The organism is Paraburkholderia graminis, assembly GCF_003330785.1.
Classification (GTDB): domain Bacteria; phylum Pseudomonadota; class Gammaproteobacteria; order Burkholderiales; family Burkholderiaceae; genus Paraburkholderia; species Paraburkholderia graminis.
The window spans coordinates 238,221-264,486 of the sequence record NZ_CP024934.1 but is presented as its reverse complement, the minus strand read 5'-3'; the positions used below and the strand labels follow the sequence as shown (position 1 = coordinate 264,486).

18 protein-coding genes are annotated in these 26,266 nt (G+C 63.7%); 12 read left to right on the top strand and 6 right to left on the bottom strand.

All coding sequences use genetic code 11. The features are described 5' to 3' along the window. Window positions 1-508: 508 nt before the first annotated feature. The 9 genes from CUJ91_RS01150 (at window position 509) to CUJ91_RS01110 (ending at window position 12,756) form a co-directional block, all read left to right on the top strand. A complete protein-coding gene (locus tag CUJ91_RS01150; RefSeq protein ID WP_006048180.1) occupies window positions 509-1,534 on the top strand; it encodes a bile acid:sodium symporter family protein in 1,026 nt (341 codons plus the stop codon). Window positions 1,535-1,841: 307 nt separating this feature from the next. Then, window positions 1,842-3,695: an EAL domain-containing protein gene (locus CUJ91_RS01145; RefSeq protein WP_114155715.1), complete on the top strand. Its 1,854-nt coding sequence runs from the start codon at window positions 1,842-1,844 to the stop codon at window positions 3,693-3,695. Window positions 3,696-3,915: 220 nt separating this feature from the next. Continuing rightward, window positions 3,916-4,902 (top strand): LacI family DNA-binding transcriptional regulator, encoded by a 987-nt coding sequence (locus CUJ91_RS01140; RefSeq protein WP_114155714.1) that lies wholly within the window; start codon window positions 3,916-3,918, stop codon window positions 4,900-4,902. Then, window positions 4,899-6,191: an AGE family epimerase/isomerase gene (locus CUJ91_RS01135; protein ID WP_006048183.1), complete on the top strand. Its 1,293-nt coding sequence runs from the start codon at window positions 4,899-4,901 to the stop codon at window positions 6,189-6,191. The genes CUJ91_RS01140 and CUJ91_RS01135 overlap by 4 nt, the downstream gene beginning before the upstream one ends. Further along, on the top strand, window positions 6,188-7,105 hold the full coding sequence (locus tag CUJ91_RS01130; protein ID WP_006048184.1) for a carbohydrate kinase family protein: 918 nt from the start codon (window positions 6,188-6,190) through the stop codon (window positions 7,103-7,105). Before CUJ91_RS01135 ends, CUJ91_RS01130 begins: the two co-directional genes overlap by 4 nt. Before the next feature lie 134 nt (window positions 7,106-7,239). Continuing rightward, entirely contained in the window at window positions 7,240-7,470 is a 231-nt protein-coding gene (locus tag CUJ91_RS01125; RefSeq protein ID WP_006048185.1) for a hypothetical protein, read from the top strand. Between the two features lie 65 nt (window positions 7,471-7,535). Next, window positions 7,536-7,781, top strand: coding sequence for a hypothetical protein (locus tag CUJ91_RS01120; protein ID WP_006048186.1), 246 nt, complete (start codon window positions 7,536-7,538; stop codon window positions 7,779-7,781). 138 nt (window positions 7,782-7,919) lie between these two features. Beyond that, window positions 7,920-8,879: an ion channel gene (locus CUJ91_RS01115; protein ID WP_006048187.1), complete on the top strand. Its 960-nt coding sequence runs from the start codon at window positions 7,920-7,922 to the stop codon at window positions 8,877-8,879. Window positions 8,880-9,168: 289 nt separating this feature from the next. Next, window positions 9,169-12,756, top strand: coding sequence for an indolepyruvate ferredoxin oxidoreductase family protein (locus CUJ91_RS01110; RefSeq protein ID WP_114155713.1), 3,588 nt, complete (start codon window positions 9,169-9,171; stop codon window positions 12,754-12,756). A gap of 81 nt (window positions 12,757-12,837) precedes the next feature. On the opposite strand, the gene CUJ91_RS01105 is transcribed toward CUJ91_RS01110, so the two are convergent. Continuing rightward, the gene (locus CUJ91_RS01105) at window positions 12,838-13,530 is read right to left on the bottom strand and encodes a copper homeostasis protein CutC (RefSeq protein ID WP_029969539.1); all 693 of its coding nucleotides are present in this window, start codon (window positions 13,528-13,530) and stop codon (window positions 12,838-12,840) included. Between the two features lie 35 nt (window positions 13,531-13,565). Then, window positions 13,566-14,843 carry a sensor domain-containing phosphodiesterase gene (locus CUJ91_RS01100; protein ID WP_006048190.1) on the bottom strand — a complete coding sequence of 426 codons (1,278 nt, stop codon included), beginning with the start codon at window positions 14,841-14,843 and terminating at the stop codon, window positions 13,566-13,568. Window positions 14,844-15,130: 287 nt separating this feature from the next. Here CUJ91_RS01100 and CUJ91_RS01095 point away from each other — a divergent pair, with 287 nt between their 5' ends. Continuing rightward, entirely contained in the window at window positions 15,131-16,780 is a 1,650-nt protein-coding gene (locus CUJ91_RS01095) for a Na+/H+ antiporter (RefSeq protein WP_006048192.1), read from the top strand. 19 nt (window positions 16,781-16,799) lie between these two features. Here CUJ91_RS01095 and CUJ91_RS01090 read toward each other — a convergent pair whose 3' ends face one another. The 4 genes from CUJ91_RS01090 to CUJ91_RS01075 all read right to left on the bottom strand — a co-directional run bounded on the left by CUJ91_RS01090 (window position 16,800) and on the right by CUJ91_RS01075 (window position 22,455). Next, on the bottom strand, window positions 16,800-18,107 hold the full coding sequence (locus CUJ91_RS01090; RefSeq protein ID WP_029969535.1) for a solute carrier family 23 protein: 1,308 nt from the start codon (window positions 18,105-18,107) through the stop codon (window positions 16,800-16,802). A gap of 167 nt (window positions 18,108-18,274) precedes the next feature. Continuing rightward, the gene (locus CUJ91_RS01085) at window positions 18,275-19,840 is read right to left on the bottom strand and encodes a methyl-accepting chemotaxis protein (RefSeq protein ID WP_114155712.1); all 1,566 of its coding nucleotides are present in this window, start codon (window positions 19,838-19,840) and stop codon (window positions 18,275-18,277) included. A gap of 374 nt (window positions 19,841-20,214) precedes the next feature. Continuing rightward, window positions 20,215-20,838: a DUF2239 family protein gene (locus CUJ91_RS01080; protein ID WP_114155711.1), complete on the bottom strand. Its 624-nt coding sequence runs from the start codon at window positions 20,836-20,838 to the stop codon at window positions 20,215-20,217. An 87-nt stretch (window positions 20,839-20,925) separates the two neighbouring features. Continuing rightward, entirely contained in the window at window positions 20,926-22,455 is a 1,530-nt protein-coding gene (locus CUJ91_RS01075; protein ID WP_114155710.1) for a sensor domain-containing diguanylate cyclase, read from the bottom strand. A 402-nt stretch (window positions 22,456-22,857) separates the two neighbouring features. On the opposite strand from CUJ91_RS01075, the gene CUJ91_RS01070 reads away from it, so the two are divergent. Further along, entirely contained in the window at window positions 22,858-24,612 is a 1,755-nt protein-coding gene (locus CUJ91_RS01070) for a methyl-accepting chemotaxis protein (protein WP_114155709.1), read from the top strand. 334 nt (window positions 24,613-24,946) lie between these two features. After that, the gene (locus tag CUJ91_RS01060; RefSeq protein ID WP_114155708.1) at window positions 24,947-25,867 is read left to right on the top strand and encodes a restriction endonuclease; all 921 of its coding nucleotides are present in this window, start codon (window positions 24,947-24,949) and stop codon (window positions 25,865-25,867) included. Window positions 25,868-26,266 lie beyond the last annotated feature (399 nt).

The window sequence follows — 26,266 nt, the reverse complement described above, 5'->3', positions numbered from 1 at the left end:
GTTGAGGGACTGGCGCGGGCGCCGCGGAAAAGCTCGCGGCGCGGGGCATTCCCGACGGCCTTTGAACGGTAATTTATGGTCGTCGGCAGAGGGTGTCGAGCCAAAAAGTGTTAGGCCTCGCCCGCTGTTGTAACACCTTGTTACTGCGACGTTTTTCTACGACATAACCCTTGCGGAAACCGCCTTATGGCGGTTCCGGATCGCGCTCCTGGCATTCGCGGAACGCGTAGCGGAAACGGGTGGCAAGGGTCTGTTATGCGCGCATGATGTCGGGACCGACAAAGCCAAAACCGTGCGCCTCGCGCATGCACAACCGCCTGCGAATTCACGGCCAACCGTGGACAGCACGCAGCTCCGAATGCGCATCACTCATCAATCGATTCGGCAAATGAATTTGCGTTTTCAATCGCTTTCGCGGGAGAATACTGGTTTTCCCTGGCGCTGATCCGCGGCGCTTCGCGCACGCCCCTTGCGTGCAGTCCCGCATTACCGATTTCGAGAATCCGACATGGCCCGCCCGAAACTGCTTCCCGACAACTTCACCTTGTGCCTCGTCGGCACCGTGATATTCGCCAGCCTGTTGCCGGTTCACGGGCAGGCCGCCGTCGGGTTCGACTGGGTCACGAACGTCGCGGTCGGCCTGCTGTTCTTCCTACACGGCGCGAAGCTTTCGCGGGAAGCGATTGTTGCGGGCGCCACGCACTGGCGTCTGCATATAGTCGTACTGCTCAGCACGTTCGCGCTGTTTCCGCTGCTCGGCCTCGCGCTTAAACCGCTCCTTTCGCCACTTGTCACGCCGGCGCTCTATGCCGGGGTCCTCTTCCTCTGCACGTTGCCGTCGACGGTTCAGTCCTCTATCGCGTTCACGTCCATTGCCAAAGGCAACGTGCCGGCCGCCGTTTGCAGCGCGTCGGCCTCGAGTCTGCTCGGCATCTTCGTCACGCCAGCGCTCGTCAGCGTCCTCGTTACGAATCAGGCGGCGGGCGGTAGCTCCCCGTGGCACACCGTCGGCAATATCGTGCTGCAATTGCTGGTGCCGTTCGTGGCGGGCCAACTGCTGCGCCCGCTGATCGGCAAGTGGATCGAGCGGCATCGCAGCGTGCTCAAGTTCGTCGACCAGGGCTCGATTCTGCTGGTGGTGTACGGCGCGTTCAGCGAGTCCGTTACCGAGGGCCTGTGGCACCAGATTCCGCTCTCCGCCCTCGGCGGCGTGCTGCTCATCAGTGTCGTGCTGCTCGCGCTCGCGCTGGGCGTCACCATTCTCGTGAGCAAGCGGCTCGGCTTTTCGCGCGCGGACCAGATCACCATCATCTTTTGCGGCTCGAAGAAAAGCCTGGCCGCCGGCGTGCCGATGGCGAAGGTCATCTTCGCCTCGCAGGCCGTGGGCGCAGTCGTTCTCCCGCTCATGCTGTTCCATCAGATCCAGTTGATGGTGTGCGCCGCGCTCGCGCAGCGCTGGGGCGCCCGCGACATGAGCGGCGAAACGCGCGCCGCCTCGCGCGGGCAAACTGCCGCCGCCGTGGCTCGTCGTTGAACTCGCCGCTGAGTTCGCCGCTGAGTTCGCCGGTAAGCTCGCCGTTGAATACGCGCGCAATGCAAATAGAACATTCATAAGCGCCCTCCCTGAGCGTCGTTTTTCGAAAAGCCGCCTTGCGCGGCTTTTTGCTATTTCACGCGCAAACGCCGCGGTTGTCGCCTCGGCCGGATGGCATAGGCCGATTCCGCAAAATTCCTGGGACGACGCTCGCGCACCACTCAAGTGCAACGCTTCATCAAAAGTTCACTTAATTCTTCGCATGGGCGGTCGTTAAGCCGCAGGTCCATCGCTACGCCGACCTGCCATGCAACTTCGCTCGCCCTCCCGATCCGCCGCGCCGCGCATCGATGAACTGATTGCCCGGCGTGAGCTGTCCGCCGTGTTCCAGCCGATCATCGACTTCGAGGACGGCGCGATTCTCGGCTACGAAGGCCTGATCCGCGGCCCGGCCGGCACGCCGCTCGAAGCGCCGTTCGCGCTCTTTTCGCAGGCGCTCGCCGAAGGCTGCACGATCGAGCTCGAGCAGGCCGCCGCGCGCGCGTGCATCGACGCGTTCGCGCAGCTCGGTCGCGACGGCAAGCTGTTCCTCAACTTCAGCGCGGGCGCGCTGCGGCGCCTGGCCGACGCGCCCGACGAAACGCTCGCGCTGTTGCGCCACCGCGGCGTGGACCCGCAGCGCATCGTGATCGAGTTGACGGAGCAAAGCACGATTCCCGACGTCGGCGCCTTTCTGCCCGTGATCGCCTGCCTGCGCACGGCGGGCGCGCAATTCGCGCTCGACGATTACGGCACCGCGAACGCCAGCATGAATCTGTGGGTGCGGCTGCAACCGGACGTCGTGAAGATCGACCGCTTCTTCATTCACGACATCGCCTGCGATCCGCTGAAATTCGAAGCTGTTCGCGCGATGCAGCACTTTGCGAGCGCGAGCGGCGCGCGGCTCGTCGCCGAAGGCATCGAGAACGAAGCGGATCTGATCGTCGTGCGCGATATGGGAATCGGCTGCGGGCAAGGCTTTTTCTTCGGCCGTCCGCATGCGCAGCCGGCCAGCAAGGTCACCGACGACGCCCGCGACGCGCTGCGCGCCGGCCACATCGCCGTGTTTCCCGAAGCGACGCGCACGCTCGGCGGCGCATCGCCATCGGGCGGCATGGCGTCGGAAAAGATGCTCGTGCACGCGCCCGCGCTGCCGCGCCACGCGACCAACAACGACGTGCTCGAACTCTTCAACCGGCTGCCCGAACTGCACGCGGTGGCCGTCGTCGAACACGACGAGCCGGTCGCGCTGATCAACCGCCGCAGCTTCATGGACCGCTACGCGCTGCCCTATCACCGCGAACTGTTCGGCAAGCGGCCGTGCCTGCTGTTCGCGAATGCGTCGCCGGTCGTGATCGAAAAATCGATGACGGTCGAGCAAATGGCCAAGCTGCTCGCGAGCGACGACCAGCGTTATCTCGCCGATGGCTTCGTCATCACCGAAAACGGCAAGTACGCGGGGCTCGGCACCGGCGAAAACCTCGTGCGCGCGGTCACCGAAGTGCGCATCGAAGCGGCGCGCTACGCGAACCCGCTGACTTTCCTGCCCGGCAACATTCCGATCAGTTCGCACATTGCGCGGCTCGTCGGCAACCACGCGGGTTTCTACGCGTGCTATGTGGACCTGAACCACTTCAAGCCCTTCAACGATCAATACGGCTACTGGCAAGGCGACGAAGTGCTGAAGTTCGCCGCCGCCGTGCTCGCCGACGTCTGCGACCCGACGCGCGACTTTCTCGGCCACGTCGGCGGCGACGACTTCCTGATCCTGTTCCAGAGCGACGACTGGCGCGGGCGCGTGCTGCGCGCGATTCACGCATTCAACGAAGGCGCGCAGCGTTTCTATGCGCCCGCGGACCGTCTGGCCGGGGGCATCCACGGCGAGGACAGGCGCGGCAATCCGACCTTCTTCGGCTTCGTGACGATGGCGATTGGCTGCGTGCGCGTCGAGCCGGATTCCGCCGACGGCGTGTCGCTCTACAACAGCGAGGCAATCGCCACGGTCGCGGCGCTGGCCAAGCGGCGCGCGAAGATGGAAGCGAGCGGCTTCGTGCTGATCGACGCCGAGGAAAGCGTGGCGTTGTTACGCGGACAATCGGAAGCCGCGCTGCACGCAGACTGACGGACTGATAGCGCTCATAGAGGCGAGAGCGCCGCCGAACGCTTTTCCCCGGGCGTGTTTAGCTAGTTTTACTAAACACCAAAAACTCACAAATAGCCCGTACATGCGGGTATTTACGGGTGTGGTCAGCGCTTTTTTCAGGCTGTTTCGGCTACGTTTTACTATACAATCGCCCGGACCCAAACACCGCGCGGCCGCCTTTGCACGGCCGCCTGCTTCGATGGCGATAACCATTCGCGACGTCGCGCGCGCGGCCAGCGTGTCGATCGGCACCGTATCGCGCGCACTGAAAAACCAGCCAGGGCTTTCCGAGGCCACCCGCGTGCGCGTGGTCAAGGCCGCGCGCGAACTCGGCTACGACGCCGCGCAACTGCGTCCGCGTATTCGCCGCCTGACCTTCCTGCTGCATCGGCAGCACAACAACTTCGCCGTCAGCCCGTTCTTCTCGCACGTTCTGCATGGTGTCGAAGACGCGTGCCGCGAGCGCGGCATCGTGCCGTCCGTGCTGACTGCCGGACCGACCGAAGACGTGATTGAGCAGATGCGTCTGCATGCGCCGGACGCCGTCGCGATCGCCGGCTTCGTCGAGCCCGAGACGCTTGCCACGCTCGTCGCGATGCAGCGGCCGCTCGTGCTGATCGACCTGTGGGCGCCCGGCCTGCGCTCGGTCAATCTCGACAACGCCGCGGGCGCCGCGCTCGCCATGCGCCATCTGTTCGAACAGGGGCGCAAGCGCGTCGCGTTCATCGGCGGATCGCTTGCGCACTTCAGCATCGCGCAGCGCGCGCTCGGCTACCGGCGCGCGTTTTTCGAAGCGGGGCTGCTGTTCGACCCGTCGCTGGAAGTGACGATCGACGCCGGCCTCGACCCCGACAGCGGCGCGGCCCGCGCGATGCAGCAACTGCTCGATGCGCCCGATCCGCGTCCGGACGCGGTATTCGCCTACAACGACGCCGCCGCGCTCGCGGCGCTGCGCGCCTGCTTCGCGCGCGGCGTGCGCGTGCCGGAGGACATCGCGGTGATCGGCTTCGACGACATTCCCGCCGCCGCGCATGCCACGCCGCCGCTCTCCACTATCTCCGTCGACAAGGAAGCGCTCGGCCGGCGCGGCGTCGAATTGCTGCTGGAAGACGCGCCCGCCGAAACGGAAGTCCGCTTGCCCGTCCATCTCATCGCCCGTGCCAGTACTTTGGTGAAAACGCCATGACGCAATCCGCCACGCCTCATTCCGCGAACGGCCCTGCCGTGCCGCCCGTCGCCAGTTTCAGAAGCCGCGAGTTTCTGCTCTCGCATATCGAGGACACGCTGCGCTTTTACGCGCCGAACGTGCTCGATCCGAGCGGCGGCTTCTTCCACTTTTTCCGCGACGACGGTTCCGTCTACGACAAAACCACGCGGCACCTGGTGAGCAGTTGCCGCTACGTGTTCAACTACGCGATGGCGTATCGCCAGTTTGGCGACCCGAAGCATCTGGAATACGCGCGCCACGGTCTGCGCTTTCTGCACGACGCCCATTGGGACGCGCAGCACGAAGGCTACGACTGGGAGATCGAGTGGCGCGACGGCAAAAAGCGCACGCTCGACGCCACGCGTCATTGCTACGGCCTGGCCTTCGTGCTGCTCGCGTATTCGCATGCGGCCATGGCCGGCATCGAGGAAGCCAAGCCGATGATCGGCGCGACCTTCGAACTGATGGAGCACCGCTTCTGGGACGCCGCCGCGGGTCTCTATGCCGACGAAGCATCGCCCGAATGGCGCGTGAGTTCCTATCGCGGGCAAAACGCGAACATGCACACCACCGAGGCTTTGCTGACCGCACACGAAGCGACCGGTCATCTCGTCTATCTGGATCGCGCCGAGCGCGTCGCGTCGAACATCACGCTGCGTCAGGCGAAACTCTCGCAGGGTCTCGTGTGGGAGCACTTTCATGCGGACTGGTCGGTGGACTGGCACTACAACGAGGAAGACAGCTCGAACATTTTTCGTCCGTGGGGCTTTCAGCCGGGTCATCAAACCGAATGGGCGAAGCTGCTGCTGATTCTCGAGCGCTACCGTCCGTTGCCGTGGCTCTTGCCGCGCGCAATCGAACTGTTCGACGCCGCGATGACGCACGCATGGGACGAAGACCACGGCGGCCTCTACTACGGCTTCGGCCCCGACGGCACCGTCTGCGATCACGACAAATACTTCTGGGTCCAGGCGGAGACCTTCGCGACCGCCGCGCTGCTCGGCAAGCGCACGGGCAACGAGCGCTTCTGGGACTGGTACGACGAGATCTGGCGCTATAGCTGGACGCACTTCGTCGATCACAAATACGGCGCCTGGTATCGCATACTCACCTGCGACAACCGCAAATACAGCGACGAAAAGAGCCCGGCCGGCAAGACCGACTATCACACGATGGGCGCGTGCTACGAGGTGCTCGCGCACGCGCTGCCCGACGGCGCGGCAACGGCCGGAGCCACTGCAACCGCTCAAACGGAGCAGGCAAAATGACGAACGCGGACACAAACCATGAACTGCCGGTTTTCGTTTCGGCAGGCGACATCCTTACCGACCTCGTGCGCACGGGCGCCTCGCAATGGCTGTCGCGTCCGGGCGGCGCCGGCTGGAACGTGGCGCGCTGCGTGGCGCAGCTCGGCTTGCCGACCGCGTGCGCGGGCTCGCTAGGCGTCGACAATTTCTCCGACGAGCTGTGGGACGCGAGCGTCGCCGCCGGCCTCGACATGCGCTTCATGCAGCGCGTCGAGCGCCCGCCTTTGCTCGCGATCGTTCATCGCACGCATCCGCCCGCCTACTTCTTCATGGGCGAAAACGGCGCCGATCTCGCGTTCGATCCCGCGCACCTGCCGGCCGGCTGGATGGAGCGCGTGAAGTGGGCGCACTTCGGCTGCATCAGTCTCGTGCGTCAACCGCTTGGCGATACGCTCGCGGCATTGGCCGCCGAGTTGCGCTCGCGCGGCGTGAAGATCAGCTTCGATCCGAACTACCGCAACCTGATGGAGCATGGCTACGAACCCACGCTGCGCAAAATGGCCGCGCTCGCCGATCTCATCAAGGTCTCCGACGAAGACCTGCGCCTGCTCTTCAAGACCGACGACGAAGCGCAAGCTCTCAGCCAGTTGCGTTCGATGAACCCGAGCGCCACGGTCCTCGTCACGCGCGGGCCGGAAACGGCGCTGCTGATCGACGGCGCGATGACGGTCGAAGCGCGGCCGCCGCGCGTCGAGGTGGTGGATACGGTCGGCGCGGGCGACGCGTCGATCGGCGGCTTGCTGTTCAGCCTGATGACCGCTTCGCAACGCGCGTGGCCCGAGCATCTGGCGTTCGCGCTGGCGGCGGGCGCGGCGGCGTGCCGGCATGCGGGCGCGCATGCGCCGTCGCTGGATGAAGTCGTCGCGCTGTTGTAACGCGGGTGGTTTATGTTGGCGTTGCGCTGTCGTTGCGCGCGGCCTGCGCCCTGCGGCACGTCGCCGCTTCTGCCGATGCGCGATGGCCGTGCTAGCATGAAAACACGGCAACCTTTGGAACGAGGAGCGACGCCATGGAGGACATCACCTACACCAAAGGCATCTACACGGCCACTGCGTCGGTAAGAGAACTCGATCGGGACACCTGGCAAGGCGTAGTCACACTCGCGCGCGACGAAGGCGAAGCGAGCGAGGACCAGGAAACCACCGTCTACGAAGTCGAGGCTACGTCGTCCACGCCAGGCGAGGCACTGGAAGAAGCGAAGGCGCTCGCTCATCGCATACTCGGGGAAATCGAACTCTAGGCAGGCCGGCGCCGCGCTCGTGCACCTCGCGCCGCGCCGCCTGAACGCAATGGTTGGAGGCGATCATGGCTGAACAGCTGTTCCTCTACGGCGTGTACTCGATTCACGTGCGCCCGATCGAACTCAGCGGCGCGCGCTGGGACGCCGAGTACGAAATCCGGCATCGCGAGAAAGCGGTCAAGCCGTGGACGACCGTCGGCGGCGACAACGGTTATGGCGACTCCGCCGAGGCGATCGCGGCCGCGCATCAGCAAGCGGTCGAGGACATCGAACACGGCGCGGGCATTCCGAAGCCGCGGGCGTTTCCATAAAGCGGCATTAAGGCTTGCGAGTGCGAAGCGCGGCGCGGCGTGCGGCTTTCGGGCGCGCCGCGCTTCGCACTCGCAAGCCGCGTTCGGCGAGCCAGGCGCCGTGCTACGCTTGCGCCGTTTTCATTCCTCGAGCACGCGATGGCTACCGAACCGACCGACCGTTTTCCCGGCATCGGCGACGCTGAAGAGCGCGCGCGAAAACGCCGCTTGCGCGGCAGCCGCGAACTGCGTATCGAGGATCAGGTGGTCGTCGCGCACGGCATGCCGATGCGGTTCTGGCAGGATCTCTATCACCGCGCGCTAACGGTTCGCTGGCCGACGTTTTTCGTCTCGCTCGCGGTGCTGTTCATGCTGCTCAACACGAGCTTCGCCGCGCTCTACATGCTCGGCGACGCACCGATTGCCAACCTGTATCCAACGGGCTTCGGCGGCGCGTTTTTCTTCAGTGTCGAAACGCTCGCCACCGTCGGTTATGGCGACATGCATCCGCAAACGGTCTACGCGCACTGGATCGCCACGCTCGAAATCTTCGTCGGCATGTCGAGCATTGCGTTGGCAACGGGGCTGATATTCGCGCGCTTCTCTCGCCCGCACGCGAAGATCATGTTCGCGCGCTACGCGGTCATCCGGCCGCTCGACGGCCACATGACGCTGATCGTGCGCTCGGCCAACGGACGTCAGAACGTGATCGCCGAAGCGCATGCGCGGCTGCGCATTCTGCGGCGTGAAACCACGGCCGAAGGCTACACATTGCGGCGGCTTCATGACCTGACGCTCGTGCGCGATCAACATCCGGTGTTCAAGCTCGGCTGGAGTCTGATGCATGTGATCGACGAAGAGAGTCCGCTGTTTGGCGAAACCGCCGAAACGTTGAAGGCGCGCGACACCTCGCTGCTGCTGACGCTCGAAGGCGTCGACGAATCGACGTCGCAAACCATGCAGGCGCGCCATATGTGGTCGTGCGACGAGATCTTCTGGCATCACCGTTTCGTCGACATCATGAGCGAGCAGGACGGCGTGAGCCATATCGACTACTCGCATTTCGACGAGATCGTGCCGCTCGACGAAGCGCCTGTCGCGGCAAGCGTGCGGCCGTAAGCGGCGATAAACGGCCAAAGCAGCAACACGCGAAGCGCGGGCGACAATCGCCCGATATAACCCGGCGAAGCACCCAGGGCATACCCGAAGCCATCCTTCGCGTGGCATATCCATCTCAAAACCGCGTCAAAACGCGGCGCTCTTCGCGCGCATTCGCGTGCATGCGCGGAAAGTAGAAAAAATCCACTCTGATTGGCGCTAAAAAATAGAGTCTCTTTCGCTGCGCGGGCTTCGTGGTTCCCACCGGTCCCCATCGCGCGCGCGAATGCAAAATTACGGAGACTCACCCATGACCGCTCGCCTGCCCATCGACGGCACGCCCGCTCTCGCCGACTACAAGCTGTCCGACAATCTCACCGCGACCCGCGGCCGCATCTTTCTGACCGGCACGCAGGCGCTCGTGCGCCTCGCGTTGATGCAGCGCGCGCTCGACAAGGCGTGCGGCATGAACACCGCGGGCTTCATCAGCGGCTATCGCGGCTCGCCGCTCGGCATGGTCGATCAGCAATTGTGGAAGGCGAAGAAACTGCTCGAAGCGAGCGACGTGCGCTTTCTGCCCGCGATCAACGAAGAACTCGGCGGCACCGCCGTGCTCGGCACGCAGCGCGTGGAAGCGGACCCGGAACGCACGGTCGAAGGCGTGTTCGCGATGTGGTACGGCAAGGGCCCAGGCGTCGACCGCGCGGGCGACGCGCTCAAGCACGGCAACGCGTACGGCTCGTCGCCGCATGGCGGCGTGCTGGTCGTGGCTGGCGACGATCACGGCTGCGTGTCGTCGTCGATGCCGCATCAAAGCGATTTCGCGATGATGGCGTGGCACATGCCGGTCGTGAATCCGTCGAACATCGCCGACATGCTCGAGTTCGGGCTGTACGGCTGGGCGCTGTCGCGCTTCTCGGGCGCGTGGGTCGGCTACAAGGCGATCTCCGAAACCGTCGAATCGGGCTCGACCGTCGATCTCGATGCGCTGCGAACCGACTGGACCGTCCCGCACGATTTCGAAGTGCCGGCAGGCGGCCTGCATAACCGCTGGCCCGACTTGCCGAGCCTCACCATCGAATCGCGGATGCACGCGAAACTCGACGCGGTGCGCCATTTCGCCAGGACCAACAGCATCGACAAATGGATCGCGCCGAGTCCGCATGCGAACGTTGGCATCGTCACGTGCGGCAAGGCGCATCTCGACCTGATGGAGACGTTGCGCCGCCTCGATCTGACCGTCGCCGATCTGGACGCGGCCGGCGTGCGCATCTACAAGGTCGGCTTGTCGTTTCCGCTGGAAATGGCGCGCATCGATACGTTCGTCGACGGTCTTTCCGAAGTGCTCGTGATCGAGGAGAAAGGCCCGGTCATCGAGCAGCAGATCAAAGACTATCTGTACAACCGCACGCAAGGCGCGCGGCCGGCCGTGATCGGCAAGCATGCGGAAGACGGCAGCATGCTGCTGTCGTCGCTCGGTGAATTACGGCCTTCGCGCATTCTGCCGGTGTTCGCGAACTGGCTCGCGAAGCACAAGCCCGCGCTTGATCGCCGCGAGCGCGTGGTCGATCTCGTCGCGCCGCAAATTCTTTCGAACGCCGCCGACAGCGTGAAGCGCACGCCGTATTTCTGCTCGGGCTGCCCGCACAATACATCGACGAAAGTGCCTGAAGGTTCGATTGCGCAGGCGGGCATCGGCTGTCACTTCATGGCTTCGTGGATGGAGCGCGACACCACCGGTCTCATTCAGATGGGCGGCGAAGGCGTGGACTGGGCATCGCATTCGATGTTCACGAAAACGCGCCACGTGTTCCAGAATCTCGGCGACGGCACGTACTTTCATTCGGGCATTCTCGCGATCCGCCAGGCCGTCGCGGCGAAGGCCACGATCACGTACAAGATTCTCTATAACGACGCGGTCGCGATGACGGGCGGCCAGCCGGTCGACGGCAGCATTTCCGTGCCGCAGATCGCGCGTCAGGTGGAAGCCGAAGGCGTATCGCGCTTCGTCGTGGTCAGCGACGAGCCCGAAAAATACGACGGCCATCATGATCTTTTCCCGAAGGGCACGACGTTCCATCACCGCAGCGAAATGGATGCCGTGCAACGCGAACTGCGCGACACCGACGGCGTGACCGTGCTGATCTACGACCAGACCTGCGCCGCCGAAAAACGGCGTCGCCGGAAAAAAGGCGAATTCCCCGATCCGGACAAGCGGCTCTTTATCAACGAGGAAGTGTGCGAGGGTTGCGGCGATTGCGGCGTGCAGTCGAACTGTTTGTCGGTGGAGCCCGTTGAAACCGCGTTGGGACGCAAGCGCCGCATCGATCAATCGTCGTGTAATAAAGATTATTCGTGCGTGAACGGCTTCTGTCCGAGCTTCGTGACCGTGGAAGGCGGCAAGCTGAAGAAAGCCGCGGGCGTCGCGTTCGATCCGCAAGCGCTGACCGAACGCGTGAACGCATTGCGGCTGCCCGCCACGCAGCTCGATGCCGCGCCGTACGACATTCTCGTGACGGGCGTCGGCGGTACGGGCGTCGTGACGGTCGGCGCATTGATCAGCATGGCTGCGCATCTGGAAGGCAAGAGCGCGTCGGTCCTCGACTTCATGGGCTTCGCGCAAAAGGGCGGCTCCGTATTGTCGTTCGTGCGTTTCGCGGCGCGCGACGAATGGCTGAACCAGGTGCGCATCGACACGCAGCAGGCCGACGTGCTGCTCGCCTGCGACATGGTGGTGGGCGCAAGCGCCGACGCATTGCAAACGGTACGTCATGGGCGCACGCGCATCGTCGTCAACACGCATGCAATTCCAAACGCGACCTTCGTCACGAACCCGGACGCGACGCTGCACGCCGACGCGCTGATCGACAAGATGCGTCATGCGGCCGGAGCCGAACGCATGTCCGCCTGCGACGCGCAGGCGCTCGCCACACGTTTTCTCGGCGACACGATCGGCGCGAACATTCTGATGCTCGGCTTCGCGTGGCAACTCGGCCTCGTGCCCGTGTCGTTCGGCGCGTTGATGCGTGCGATTGAGTTGAACAACGTCGCGGTGCAGATGAATCAACTCGCGTTTTCGATCGGCCGTCTTGCCGCCGACGATCCCGCCGCGCTCGAATCGCTGTGGCAGGCGCGGCATGCCGCGAAGCAAACGGTGCGCGTCGATACGCTCGATGAACTGATCGCGCATCGCGAAGGCCGTCTGCAGACTTATGGCGGCGCGAGCTACGTGACGCGTTATCGCGCGCTGGTCGACGCCGCGCGTCGCGCCGAACATGCGGTAGATGCAAGCAGCGAACGCGTGACGCGTGCAGTGGCTACGACGTTTTATCGCTTGCTCGCGGTGAAGGACGAATACGAAGTCGCGCGCCTGCACACCGACGCCGCGTTCCGCGAAGCACTCGAAGCGCAATTCGAAGGCGTCGCGGGCAAGGACTTCGGCATCAAGTTCAATCTCGCGCCGCCGACGCTCACGCGCCCGCATGACGGCGCGCATCCGACGAAGAAAACCTTCGGTCAATGGATGTGGCCGGTTCTCGGCGTACTCGCAAAAGTGCGTGGACTGCGCGGCACGATGCTCGATCCGTTTGGCCGCACGCTCGAACGCAAGATGGAACGCGAACTCGCCGACGACTACGAAACCACGTTACAGCGCGCGCTTGCCAAGCTCGACGCAGGCAATCTCGAAGACGTCGCGAAGCTCGCCGATCTGCATGCTCGCGTGCGCGGTTATGGTCATGTGAAGGTCGCGAATCTCGCAGGCGTGAAGCGTGGCGAACGTGAACTCGCGGCGCGCTTGCAGATTGAAGCGGCGACGGGAGCGTCGGTGAAGAAATCGCTGGAGGATGTTAAAGGCGCGGGGCAGTTGCGCGGCATTCCGGTTGTGGTCGGGAAGTAGTACGCGTTGTAGAAACCGGCGCAACGCTTGCTGCTGCGCAAACGATGAAGCCGCTTCATGTGTCGACATGAAGCGGCTTTTTTATGCGTTCAGCAATGCCCTGACTCGCGCAACTTTGTCGATGTCGATCGGCGCAAGTCCGTTGCCGCCCACACGCACACCAGAGCCGAAGTGCACCGCTTGCACTTGCGTCCGGCTCACGAAGCCGGCGACTGCATCGACTGTCAGACCCGCGCCCGCGAGCACCGTGCAATGCGATCCCGCCGCCTGGCGCACAAGCGCGCGAATCGTCGCCTCGGCATTCAGTACGGAAGGCTGTGCGCCTGACGTCAGCACGTTCGTCACCGCATCGAAACCGAGCAGCACGTCCAGCGCTTTTCGCTGATCGCGCACTTCATCGAACGCGCGATGGAAGGTGACGGCAAGGCCATCGGCGGCGTCGATTGCGCGCGCCAGTTGTTCGCGATCGATCTCGCCGTCAACGTTCAACATGCCGATCACCACGCCGTTCGCGCCCGCCGCTTTCACGGCGCGCACGTCATGCAGCATCAGCGCATGATCGTCGGCGTCGTAGACAAACGAGCGGCTGTGAGGACGCACGATCACGTTGACGGGAATGGAGACCGCGTTCACCACGGCTTCGATCAGACCGATGCTCGGCGTGAGCCCGCCCTCGCCCATCGCGGTGACGAGTTCGAGACGGTCAGCGCCCGCCTGCGCGGCGAGCCGCGCGTCGGCAACGGTAGTGGCAATGACTTCGAGCAGAACGGACATGAGCGCAACCGGGTGTCGTTGAAAACGACATGATGTCAGAAGCGCTCTTCGTCCACCCAGTCGATATCTCCGCACAGCACGCAGATTTGTCCGCCAACCTGCGTGGCCACCGACAACGTCACGCACGGCAACGCCTCGTTGATCGACAGATACGGACGCGTGACATGCACGCGCTCAGGTGCATTGATCGCATCGCGAAAGTACGGACGACGCAGCCAGTTCGCACCTTGTGCGTCGGCGAGCGGCAAGAAGCGCGTTTCATGCGCCGCGCGGTCGGCGCGCAGCACGACGTTGCGGCCCGCTTGCCGCCCTTTCGCGTCGAGCAGAAAGCAGCGCGCGGCGTGATCGAGCGCGAGAAAATTCCAGCACACTTCTTCCAGCGGCTCGCCGGCCGCAAGCCGCTCGGCCGCGCGTTCGAAGGCGCGCAGATACGGCGCGAGGCGAGTCGCATTGCGGCGCTCGCCCGCTTCAGTCTGGTCGCGATAACGCTCGGTGAGTTCGCCGATGCAACTGGCCGCATGCGTCGCGTCGGCCGCGCCAGGATTCGGGCGTCCAAAGAAAAAGCCTTGCACGAAGTCGGCGTTGCAGGCGAGCGCCATCTGCGCTTCGTGCTCGGTTTCCACGCCTTCGATCAGCACGAGCTTGCCCGCTTCGTGCAACAGCGCGACGAGGCCCGGCAGGATCGTCGCCATGTCGGCGCGATGCGCGGCGTGCGACAGCATGATGCGGTCGAGCTTCACGATGTCCGGGTTGAGTTGCCAGATGCGCTCGACGTTCGAGTGTCCCGCGCCGAAGTCGTCGAGTGCGATCAGAAAGCCGCGCTCGCGGAATTGACGCACGGCATCCGCGAGACGCTCGAGGTCTTCCGCGCGCTGCTCGAGCACCTCGAGCACGATGCGCCGCGGCGGCAAATCGAGGCGCTTGAGCGTGGCCAGCAATGCAGCGGACAGATACGGATCGGTCAACGCGCCGGGATGCACGTTGAGAAAAAGCCACTCGCGTTCGGCGCCGAGCACCTTGAAGTTTTCCAGATGCAGCGTCTGCGCGAGCCGGTCGAGTTGCAACACGTCGCCGACGCGCGCCGCCTCGCCGAACACGTCGAGCGGCGACACCGGCCGGTCGAGCATATCGTGCGCGCGCAATAGCCCTTCATAGCCGACAGCCCGCATGTGCGACAGACTGAAGATGGGTTGAAACACGCTCGTGAGCGTCAGCTCGCCGTGCTGCACCGAAAATCGTTCGAGGCCCGATGTCACTTCGACGTCGAAGCCATGAGGCGCGGCGGCCGTTCTTTCCTGTTGCGCAATCGTCATGCAATCCTCTCACGCGAGAGCCGGGCCGGTCAGAACGCGGATGCGAACAACCCACGGCGCCATTGCTCCAAAATGTGCGTCATCGATATGGCTTAAGCAAGCTCCATGCGCACGCTTGCGCACATAGCGATGTAACTCGCGTGAAAGATTGCACCGACGGTATGGCGCGTGCGCCACCAGAGGGCGAGCGCGCACCGTTAAGGTGCGATGGACGTGCGTGTGCGCGCCCTGGCTCCGATGCGCCGATCCGTCGGATAATCCCCGTTGTCTTTTTATGCCCTGTACCGATGGATATCGTCTTCACCGTATTGATTCTTCTGCTTGCCGTGGCCGCCTCCGGTGTCGTGACCCGCTTGCTGCCCTTGCCGTTGCCGCTCGTGCAGATCGCGATGGGCGCGATGCTCGCATGGCCGAAGCTCGGGCTGCATGTCACGTTCGACCCTGAAATCTTCATGATGCTGTTCATTCCGCCGCTGCTGTTCGCCGACGGATGGCGCATCCCGAAGCGCGAATTTTTCATGGCGCGCCGCTCGATCCTGATGCTCGCGCTCGGCCTCGTGTTCATGACGGTGCTGGCCATCGGCTACTTCGTGCACGCGCTGGTGCCGTCGATGCCGCTGCCGGTCGCGTTCGCACTCGCCGCGGTCCTCTCGCCGACCGATGCCGTCGCGCTCTCGGGTATCGCCGGCAAAGGCAAGGTGCCGGGCAGGCTGATGCATATTCTCGAAGGCGAAGCGTTGATGAACGACGCGTCCGGCCTCGTCGCGCTCAAGTTCGCGATCGCCGCTGCGTTGACCGGCGTGTTTTCATTGCGCGATGCGTCGATCAGTTTCGTGATCATCGCCGTCGGCGGTCTCGCGACGGGCGCGGCGGTGAGCTGGCTGTTCAGCTTCGTGTCCGTGCGCTTTCTCAATCTGACGGAAGAAGGCGACCCGGCGCCCGGCGTCGTGATGACGCTGCTGATTCCGTTCGCCGCCTACCTGATCGCCGAACGTTTCGAGCTCTCAGGCATTCTCGCGGCGGTCGCCGCCGGCATGATGATGAACTACACGACGCTCGCCACGTCGGGATCGGTCTCGTCGCGCCTGCGCGCAAACAATACGTGGATGATGATCGAGTTCGTCTTCAACGGCATGGTGTTCATTCTGCTGGGGCTGCAGTTCCCGCACATTCTCGGCCGCGCATTGCTCGACGCGCATCAGACGAGCGACGCGCAAGTGGGACGCCTGATCGGCTACATCGCGGTCGTCGCTGTCGCGCTGTATGCGTTGCGCTTTACGTGGGTGTGGCTGCTGCGCTGGTTCTCGAGCCGCGGCGCAGCGCGGCATGGCCTCGTGAACGCGGTGCCGGGGCTGCGCACCGTGGCGGTTACGACAGTTGCCGGCGTGCGCGGGGCGGTGACGCTTGCCGGCGTGTTGTCGTTGCCCGAGACATTGCCTGGCGGCGCAGCGTTGCCTGGGCGCGACCTCGCGATCTTTATCGCGTCGGGTGTGATTCTCGTGTCTCTCGTCGTCGGCGTGATTGCGTTGCCGTTGCTCCTGCGCGGATGGCGCCGCGGCAAGGACCCGCACGCCGCGGAAGAAGCGCTTGCGCGCACGATGGCGGCGCAAGCGGCGATCCGCGCCGTCGACGATCTGCATGACAAGGAGTGCGCGAATCTCGATGAATCGGCCTCGGCCTATGCCGCCGACGTGACCGCGCGCGTCATGGACATTTATCGCCGCAGGCTGACGGCACTCGCCGGAGATCAGGAACCGCGCGACATGGCGCGGCGCGCGGACGCATTGGAATTTCGCATGAAGCTCTCGGCAATGCGTGCCGAGCGCCAGGTATTGCTCAGCTTGCGCAGCAATCAGACGATCAACGACGAGACGTTCAACAAGCTCATGCACGAAGTGGATTTGTCGGAGACGGCGCTGACCGCGCGCTGGAAGTAACGTCGTCTCCTGAAAACGCTCAGGCCACCGGCCCTTGCGCCGGCTTCCGTCTGAGAAGCGCGTAAAGAATGATTGCGCCGAACGTCGCCGTGCCGATGCCGCCAAGACCAAAGCCGCCGAGCTTCAGCGAGAAGTCGCCGGCGCCGAGCACGAGCGTGACCGCGGCCACGATCAGATTGCGGTTATCCGAGAAGTCGACCTTGTTGACGACCCAGATGCGCGCGCCGGTCACAGCGATCAGACCGAACACGACAATCGAAACGCCGCCGAGCACAGGGCCCGGAATGGTCTGGATCACCGCGCCAAACTTCGGCGAAAAACCGAGCACGAGCGCGATCAACGCGGCGATCACGAACACCAGCGTCGAATAGATTTTGGTCACGGCCATCACGCCGATATTTTCCGCGTAGGTGGTCACACCCGTACCGCCGGCAAAACCGGAAACGACGGTCGCGAGTCCATCGCCGAGAAAAGCGCGGCCGATATAGCGGTCGAGGTTCTGTCCGGTCATCGCGCTAACCGCCTTGATATGCCCGAGGTTTTCGGCGACGAGGATCACCGCGATCGGCGCGAGCAGCGTCATGGCCTGCATGTTGAACACGGGCGCCGTGAAATGCGGCATGCCGAACCACGCAGCGTTCGCAACGATCGAGAAGTCGACTGGCTTGCCCATGCCGAGGCCGTTCGTCACGATTGCGTAGATCACGTAGGCCATCAGCAGGCCGACGAGAATCAGCAGGCGTTGCAGCATGCCGCGGCCAAACACCGCGACCGCGCCGACGCACAGCACGGTGACGAGCGCCATCCACGAATCGAAGTTGCTGCCGCTCACGCCGCGCACGGCAATCGGCGCGAGATTCAAACCGATCACGCAGACAATCGCGCCGGTCACGACTGGCGGCATCAGCGTTTCGATCCAGCGCGTGCCGACCGCCGACACGATCAGGCCGATGACCGCATACACCACGCCGCACGCGATGATGCCGCCCAGCGCGACCGGAACGTTCATGTTCGGCCCGTGGCCGCCGTAGCCGGTGACCGCGATCACGAGACCGATGAACGCGAAGCTCGAGCCGAGATAACTCGGCACGCGGCCGCCGACCAGCACGAAGAACAGCAGCGTGCCGATGCCCGACATGAAGATGCAGAGGTTGGGATCGAAGCCCATCAGCAAGGGCGCGAGCACGGTCGAGCCGAACATCGCGACGACGTGCTGAATGCCCATCGCGAACATCTGCGGCCAGGCAAGGCGTTCGTCAGTACCGACGATGCGCCCCTCGACGGCATCTGGCTGCGCGCGCCAGCGGGGAAAATAGGAATCGGCCATCGCGGGGGTTCTCCTCTATTCGGCGTTTTTCGTGGACGACGGCGCGCAAAAATAGCGCCGTGCGGGAATTACGCGCGAGTGTACGGAGTGCGATTGGAGGTGGCAAGCGCGGACAATATCGCGCGCGGCCAGGCACAAACGCGACGCGCGCGATGACGCGACGTTCGTCACGCGTGCTTCGGCTCGAGCGAGAACACCGTCACCGCCGCCTGCAACTGCCTCGCCTGATCCGCCATCGACGACGCCGCGGCCGCGGCTTGCTCGACGAGCGCGGCATTCTGCTGGGTCACGTCGTCCATTTGCGCGACCGCGCGATTCACGCCTTCGATGCCTGTGCTTTGTTCCTGCGACGCCGCGGAAATCTCGTTCATCAAGTCCGTGACGCGACTGATCGCCTGAGTCACTTCGGCCATCGTCTGGCCGGCCCGCTCCGCGAGTTCCGCGCCGCTGTCCACGCGCGCAGTCGAGTTTTCGATCAGTTCCTTGATCTCTTTCGCCGACACCGCGCTGCGCTGCGCGAGCGAGCGCACTTCGCCCGCGACGACCGCGAAGCCGCGTCCCTGCTCGCCGGCGCGCGCGGCCTCGACCGCGGCGTTCAGCGCAAGAATGTTGGTCTGGAACGCGATGCCTTCGATCACCGCGATGATGTCGGTCATGCGCTTCGAGCCGGCCGCGAGTTCGCGCATCGTTTCGACCACATCGCCGACGAGATGGCTGCCGCGCGCCGCCACTTCCGAAGCGCCGTGGGCAACGCCGCCCGCCTGCTGCGCGTTGCCGGCGTTCTGCTTCACCGTCGACGTCAGTTGCTGCATGCTCGACGCGGTTTCCTGCAAGGCCGCGGCCTGCTCTTCGGTGCGTTGCGACAGGTCGGTGTTGCCCTGCGCGATTTCGCCCGATGCAGTGAGGATCGATTCGCTCGATTCGCTGATGCCTGCAACGATGCCCGAGAGCCGCTCGCGCATGTTGCGCAGTGCGAAGAGCATGCTCTGCGTGTCGCCGGGACGGGTTTCGACGCGCACGCTGAGGTCGCCGTCGGCGATGCGGTTCGCGATGTCCATCGCGTAATCCGGTTCGCCGCCCAACTGACGCGCGAGGCGCCGCGCGATGATCGCGGCCAGTACGCCGCCCGCGACGATCGCGCCCAGCACCAGCACGAGCATCGCCATGCGCATGCGCTGATAATTGGCGGCGGCTTCGGCCTGCGCGTCGTTGCCTTGCTGACGGCGATAGTCGATCAGCGCCGTGATGCGGTCGCGCAATGCCTCACTCGACGCGATGGCGCGGCGCACCAGTTCGTCGTTGTCGACGCCGGCCGGGATCGGCGCAAGGCCGATCTGCTGCTGCACGATGCCTTCCCAGACCGCGGACTTCTGCAGCACGTCGTCGAACATCTGGCGGCCCTGGGCGGTGACGATCGTCGCGCGATAATTGTCGTAGCCCTCGTGCATTCGCTTGAGCGACGCCACGATGCTGTCCTTGAGCTTCTGCCGGCCGGCGTCGCCGCTCACATAGCCGAGGTTCGCGGCGGCGAGATCCGAATCGATCTTGTGGCGGTTCGCTTCTTCGAGCCAGTAAAGGCCGTCCATATATTTATCGCAGATGGCATCCGTGATGTCATGCATCGACGACAGCGTCTTCAGCGAGGTGCCGCCGATCACCACGCAAAACGCAATCACCACGGCGAATGCCAGCAGCAGTTTCCTGAACACGGTCATGCGGTCGAACCACTTCATTGGCCTATCCTTCACAAGTCACAACAAAAATGCTCGCTGCCGCGTCACGGCCGGAACATGCCAACGACTCGTCATGAGCGAGAAGGCAGGTTCGGGACGCAGCGCTCGGCAGCGTTCAGTTCGTTTTACGGCGCGCAGCGCGCGGACTTGATGCAATGAATCCCGGAATAAGCGGGACAGGATAATGTAAGGAATGCCTGGCAGATGCAAACGAGCTACGCGTTTGAGATTCGTCCGATAGCGAAGCAGCGATTGGGCTCTTAGACTTGCCCCGCTGCGTTGACCCCAATTAACGCATGCGATGTTGTTGTAACTCTCCGACTTTCCGCTCACGCTCTCCGGGTGTGAGCGGTTTTTTTTCGCCTTGCTTCGGTTCAGGCGTGCGGTTCGAACGCATTCTCAGCGAGCCGCAGCGTGTACCTGCGGACATCGTCCGGCCATTGCGCGATTTTTTCTTCGAAGCGCGGCCGGTCGCCGGCATAGAGCGCACGAGTCGCATCTTCGTAATCGGGCAGGTTGCCCGCCAGCGCCGTCATGAAGCGATACACCGCTTCCTGCGCTGCGCGTCTGCGGTCGACATGCTCGCCGGTTGCGCGCGCCGTCTCTACCAGCTTGCGTAGCGCGACCGACGCGCCGCCCGGCTGCGCATTCAGCCAATCCCAATGACGCGGCAACAAGGTGACCTCGCGCGCGACGACGCCAAGCCTCGGCCGTCCGCGACCGCGTGGCGTGCTGGTGTCGGCGGCGGCGGCGGTGGTTGCGTCGGTGGTGGGATATGCGGCGCGGTCGGCCTGATTCAAGCGCGCGACGATGTCCTCCGCACTGCCGCGCAAATCGAATTCGACGGGAGCCGCGCTGACGTCGTCGAAAACGAGGACGGGCGCCTGTTCGCCCCGCGCGAGGACCTCTTTGACGGCGAGCGCGACCCGCGGCAATTCGCCGGAAGCGATAAGGCGATGGCCCTCAAAGGCCGTACAGGTGCGGGAATACGTGGTCACGACAATCTCCGGTTCGGGAAGTTGTCGAATTATATCCGGGTTAAATAAAAGCGCAACATATTATCCGGGTATTATTGTGAGGCAGCGCTATCGACCAACGACAGTTGTCGCGCTGCCTTCCGCCGCCGGCACACCCGGCCCGTACGAAGACACGCGATTGCGGCCCGCATCCTTCGCGGCATACAACGCCTGATCGGCGGCGTCGACGAGCGCGCGGCTCGACGTGAACGCCTCGCCCTGCATCGTCGCGACGCCGATGCTCACGGTCAGCACATGGTGGGAGCTGGCCACGTGACCGAGCCCAACCGCCTCCACGGCCGCGCGGATTTTCTCGCCAATGGACATTGCGCCGGCCTGGTCGGTGTCCGGCAAAAGAACCGCGAACTCTTCGCCGCCGTAGCGCGCCGCCGTGTCGCCCGGACGCTGCACGTTCTGCGTGATGCAGCGAGCCACCGTGATCAGCGCATCGTCGCCGGCCGAGTGGCCGTACAGGTCGTTGAATCCCTTGAAACTGTCGACGTCGATCAGCAGCATCGAAAGCGATCCGCCGTTGCGGTGTACACGGCGCCATTCGTTCTCCGCGGACTGCTCGAAGGTGCGGCGGTTGTCGACGCCCGTGAGACCGTCCGTGCTCGCGAGCGTGCGCAGTTCTTCCTCGGCGATGAGGCGCCGCCGTATCTGCTGCGCGAACAGCACGGCGAGCGCGATCATCGTGAGATCGAGCGCGCCGATCAGCGAGCCGATGATCCATGCGCGCCGCCGCCAGCCGACGTAGATATCGCGCGTGGACAGCGCGACGTCGAGAATCAGCGGATACATGTCGATGTGGCGAAACGCGTACCAGCGCTCGACGCCGTCGATCGCCGCCGTTCCGAAGAAGTCGCCGCTCGGCTGCTGGACGAAGCGCGAATAATTGGCTGTGCCCATCAGATTGATGCCGATCGTCTTCGGATCGTACGGACGCCTCATCAACATCGTGCCGTCGCTCAGCATCAGCGCCATCGATCCGCCGGCGCCGAGGTTCATCCCGTCGAACAGGCTGCGGAAATACTTCAGGCGCATCGTGCCCACGACTACGCCGCCGAAGCTGCCATCCAGCCGCGTGATGCGCCGGCTGAGGCCAATGCTCATGTCCGCGCCCGTCGTGCGCGGCATGAACGGACGGCTCACGTACAAACCGACGCTAGGCGAATCGCGATGCACCTTGAAGTAGTCGCGGTCGCCGAGATAAACGTGGCGCGGCGGCAGCGACTGCGAATCGATCGCGATATAGCCCGTTTCATCGATGACGAGAATCGAGCCCATGTCTTTCGCCGACGCCGAGCCGTCGAACAGCACCATCTGACGCAGCGCCGGATCGAGTTGCATCACGCGCGACTGCTTGAGCCCGTCGATCACCGTTCGGATCGACAAATCGTAAATTTCCAGGTTGCGCGAGACGTCGCGCTCAACCAGCAGCGAAACGTTGAAGACCGAGTCCTGCGCGCGCCGCAACGCGTCGTCGTGCATCTGCGCGAGCACCCACACAGCGAGCGCGAGGATTGCGCTCGCCAGCACGCCACTGATCGCGATGATGAGGTTGGGACGACGCGTGACCATGTTGTTCGGTTCGGACATGCGCGGCCTTGGCGCGCGGTGGGGAAAGGACGCGCCCGTGGGCACGTATGGCAAGCCGGTAGCGTAACAGAGGGAACCGCGGCCCAAATCGTGGAAAAGACGGGGGTTTGACGGCTTGCGCGGGGCTTACGGTTGTCTTTTGGTTGTCTTTGGTTGGCGGTGAGAGTTGGGTGGAAGTCTAGACGGCGGCGGACGTTAACGGGTCGTGGATTACCCGGCTTCTCTCAAGTCCATCTGCGAAGCTCCGATAACCAATAAATGGGATGCCGCTTTTTGTGCTCGCACGAAGCGGCAACACCGCGCGAGGTCGTCGACTGTCCGGCGGCCGCATAGACGCTCCCATTCCCGGACCTGAGAGTCCATTACGAAGCGCTCGTTTCGTCCCTGGAGAAATACAGATACATGGCCGCTCTGAACCAGTTCACCATTAAAGCGAAGCTGATAGCCGGCTTCGGCATGCTGTCCCTGATCGTCGTTGCGGTCGCGGGACTTTCGCTCAAGTCGCTCGCCGATTCCACCGATGGCTTTTCCAGTTTCGTGCGCGGCATCAACGCGCGCGCCGACATGGCGGTTCAGGTGCGAACCGCGGTTGATCGCCGCGCGATCGCGGCGCGCAATCTCGTGCTCGTCGTCAAGCCCGAGGATCTCGAGATCGAAAAAGCGCAGGTCACGCGTGCACACGAAGACGTGGCGGCGAATCTCAAGAAGCTGAACGAGATGGTCAGGGACGCCGGCGCCGACGACAAGGCGCGCAGCCTCGTGGCCGAAATCAATCGCGTGGAGACCGCGTATGGCCCGGTCGCGACCGACATTGTCGGCCTCGCGCTCGCCAACAAGCGCGACGAGGCGATTGTCAAAATGGACGATCAGTGCCGGCCGCTCCTCGCGGCGCTGATTCGCGCGACCGACGCGTATGCCGGGCACGCGCATGCGCGGCAGGAGACGATGATCGCCGACTACGCGGCGCATTACGAGAACCAGCGCAATATGCTGATCGTCATTTCGCTGCTGGCCGTTGCGCTTGCAGTCGGCGCGTGCCTCGCGATCACGCGTGCCGTGAGCGGGCCGTTGAGCGTTGCGATCGACGTCGCGCGGACCGTGTCGCAAGGCGATTTGCGTACGCGCATTCGCGTCGACGGCAAGGATGAGGCCAGCAAACTTCTCGGCGCGCTGCGCGAGATGAACGAGCGTCTGACGACGGTCGTCGGACGCGTGCGCGACGCCAGCACGAGCATCGCGGGCGCGGCTCGCGAGATCGCGGCGGGCAACATGGATCTGAGCCAGCGTACGGAACAGCAGGCGGCGTCGTTGCAGGAGACGGCGTCGAGCATGGAGCAGCTCACGTCGACGGTGAAGCAGAACGCCGATAACGCGCAGCAAGGCAGCACGCTCGCCGCGAATGCTTCGTCTGTCGCCCGGAAAGGCAGCGCCGTGGTCGGCCAGGTGGTGAGCACGATGCAGGACATCAGCGATAGCTCGACGAAGATTGCCGACATCACGGGCATCATCGAAGGGATCGCGTTTCAGACCAACATTCTTGCGCTGAACGCAGCCGTGGAAGCGGCACGCGCGGGCGAACAGGGACGCGGGTTCGCGGTGGTCGCAAGCGAGGTGCGGAGTCTTGCGCAGCGCTCGTCGAGCGCGGCGAAGGAGATCAAGGATCTGATCGCCGATTCGGTGGGAAGGATTCGCGACGGCTCGTCGCTTGCCGGCGAAGCGGGCAAGACGATGACCGAAGTCACGCATGCCGTGGCGCGCGTGACGGACATCATGTCGGAGATTGCGGCGGCCTCGAGCGAACAGAGCCGCGGCATCGAGCAGATTAACCTCGCGATCACGCAGATGGACAACGTCACGCAGCAAAACGCGGCGCTGGTGGAACAGGCGGCGGCGGCTTCGCGGTCGATGGAGGAACAGGGGGAGCGGTTGAGTGAGACTGTGGGGTTTTTTCGGGTGGGGGTGGGTGTTGACCTCGTGCTGAGGGAAGACGCGGGGGCTGGGGTGGCTGGGGTGGGTAAGCTAGCCAATGTTGCTCACGTCAAGCCGGTGAGTGCGGTCCGCGTTGGGGCGAAGGCTGAACCGGTGCGTGTGCCGGCGAAGGAGTTGGCGTCGCCGGTTGCTACCGTCGGTGGCGATGACGGGTGGGATAAGTTTTGAGTGGATGCTTCGGTGGATGGGTTGCGAGGGCGGGTGAAGAAAAACCCCCGGCAGTTTGAGGCTGCCGGGGTTTGTGCGGCGGTGAGACATCAAGCAATTTCTTCCAATCAGTTGGAACCTTCTCTTTGCACCTCAACTACGGGCAGCTTGAACCTCGCAAAGCTGCGACCAACGGCACTCGGCACGGACCGTCACCATGGCAAAGTGTCAATGAGGCGTCCCTGACAGGAGCGGACGTTCGGTGGGGAAGTCACCGGTCGAGGTAAGCGGTATGATCTTCCGGAGCACCGCAAAGAGCCAGCATCGGCACCGTTCTACTAATTGACTAGCGATAATGGCCATTCCTGATTTTCAGACATTGATGCTTCCCGTCCTACGTTCGTCCGAAATGGGCGAGGTGAAAATTTCTGATGTCGTCCAGTTGTTGGCGGGCAAATTCCAACTGACAGAGGACGAGCGCTCAGAACTACTGCCATCCGGAAAGCAGACGACCTTCGCTAACCGTGTGCATTGGGCCAAGAGCTATTTGGGCAAAGCGGGCCTGGTTGAGTTGACCAGGCGCGCCCACTTCCAGATAAGCGATCGGGGACGTGATGTATTGGCCAATCCGCCGGGAAAAATCGACATTCGCTTTCTGGAACAATTCCCAGAGTTCATACTGTTCCGGGACGCCAGCAATGGTAGCGACAACGCCGGAAAAAACTCGCCGGCGGTGGAAGCTGTCCAGGCGAGCGGCATGACGCCGGACGAAATCATCCGAAAAGCTCACGGTGAGTTGGACGACGAACTCAGTCTTGATCTGCTCGCCCGTGTCATTGCGGCGCCGCCGGAGTTTTTCGAGCGTCTCGTAGTCCAATTGCTGCTGGCCATGGGTTATGGGGGGTCCACAAGTGACGCCGGCCGTGCGTTAGGCAAGAGCGGCGACGGCGGGATTGACGGCGTTATCGATCAAGACGCCTTGGGCTTGGACCGCATTTACGTACAGGCCAAGCGCTATTCCGACGGCAATAACGTCAGCTCGGGTGCGATCCGGGATTTCTTTGGATCACTGGATCGTTTCAAGGCGGCAAAGGGACTTTTTGTTACCACTTCGGCGTTTTCGGCTTCTGCCAGAGAGACGGCCGATTTCCTCAGTAAGCGTATCGTCCTTATTGATGGTCGCCAGCTAGCCAAGCTGATGATCAGGTACAACGTTGGCTGTCGCGTTGAGGAAACAATCCAGCTGAAGAGGGTCGACGAAGAATTCTTTGAGTAGTCGTTGAACGGCAGCGTACTGAGCGGAGCCCGGTCTGAGGGGCCTAGATAACGGCGCCTGCGAACGACGCCTCCTGGGCGACGCGTGCCGGTCGCAGCGCTTATTGACATAAAGACGACGACGATGAGACCGCGACCAACCGGATGACGATATTGCAAAGTTAGTACGTGGAAAGGTAAACGCCGCCCCAAGGGGCGAGCCGGCTGCCCATCAACGCTCTTCCTGTCGAAGCTTCTAATGCCCGTCATTGTACTGAACGGGGCGCGAGGCGCGCTGTTGATCCTGGGGAAGATTGGTCACCGATACCAATCAATGCGACCGCGCCGAAATTGTCTTTTCGCGGGACAAGAAAGCTACCGGTGGAAGGCGAATACCTCTTTTAGACGCGACCGAAGGTTT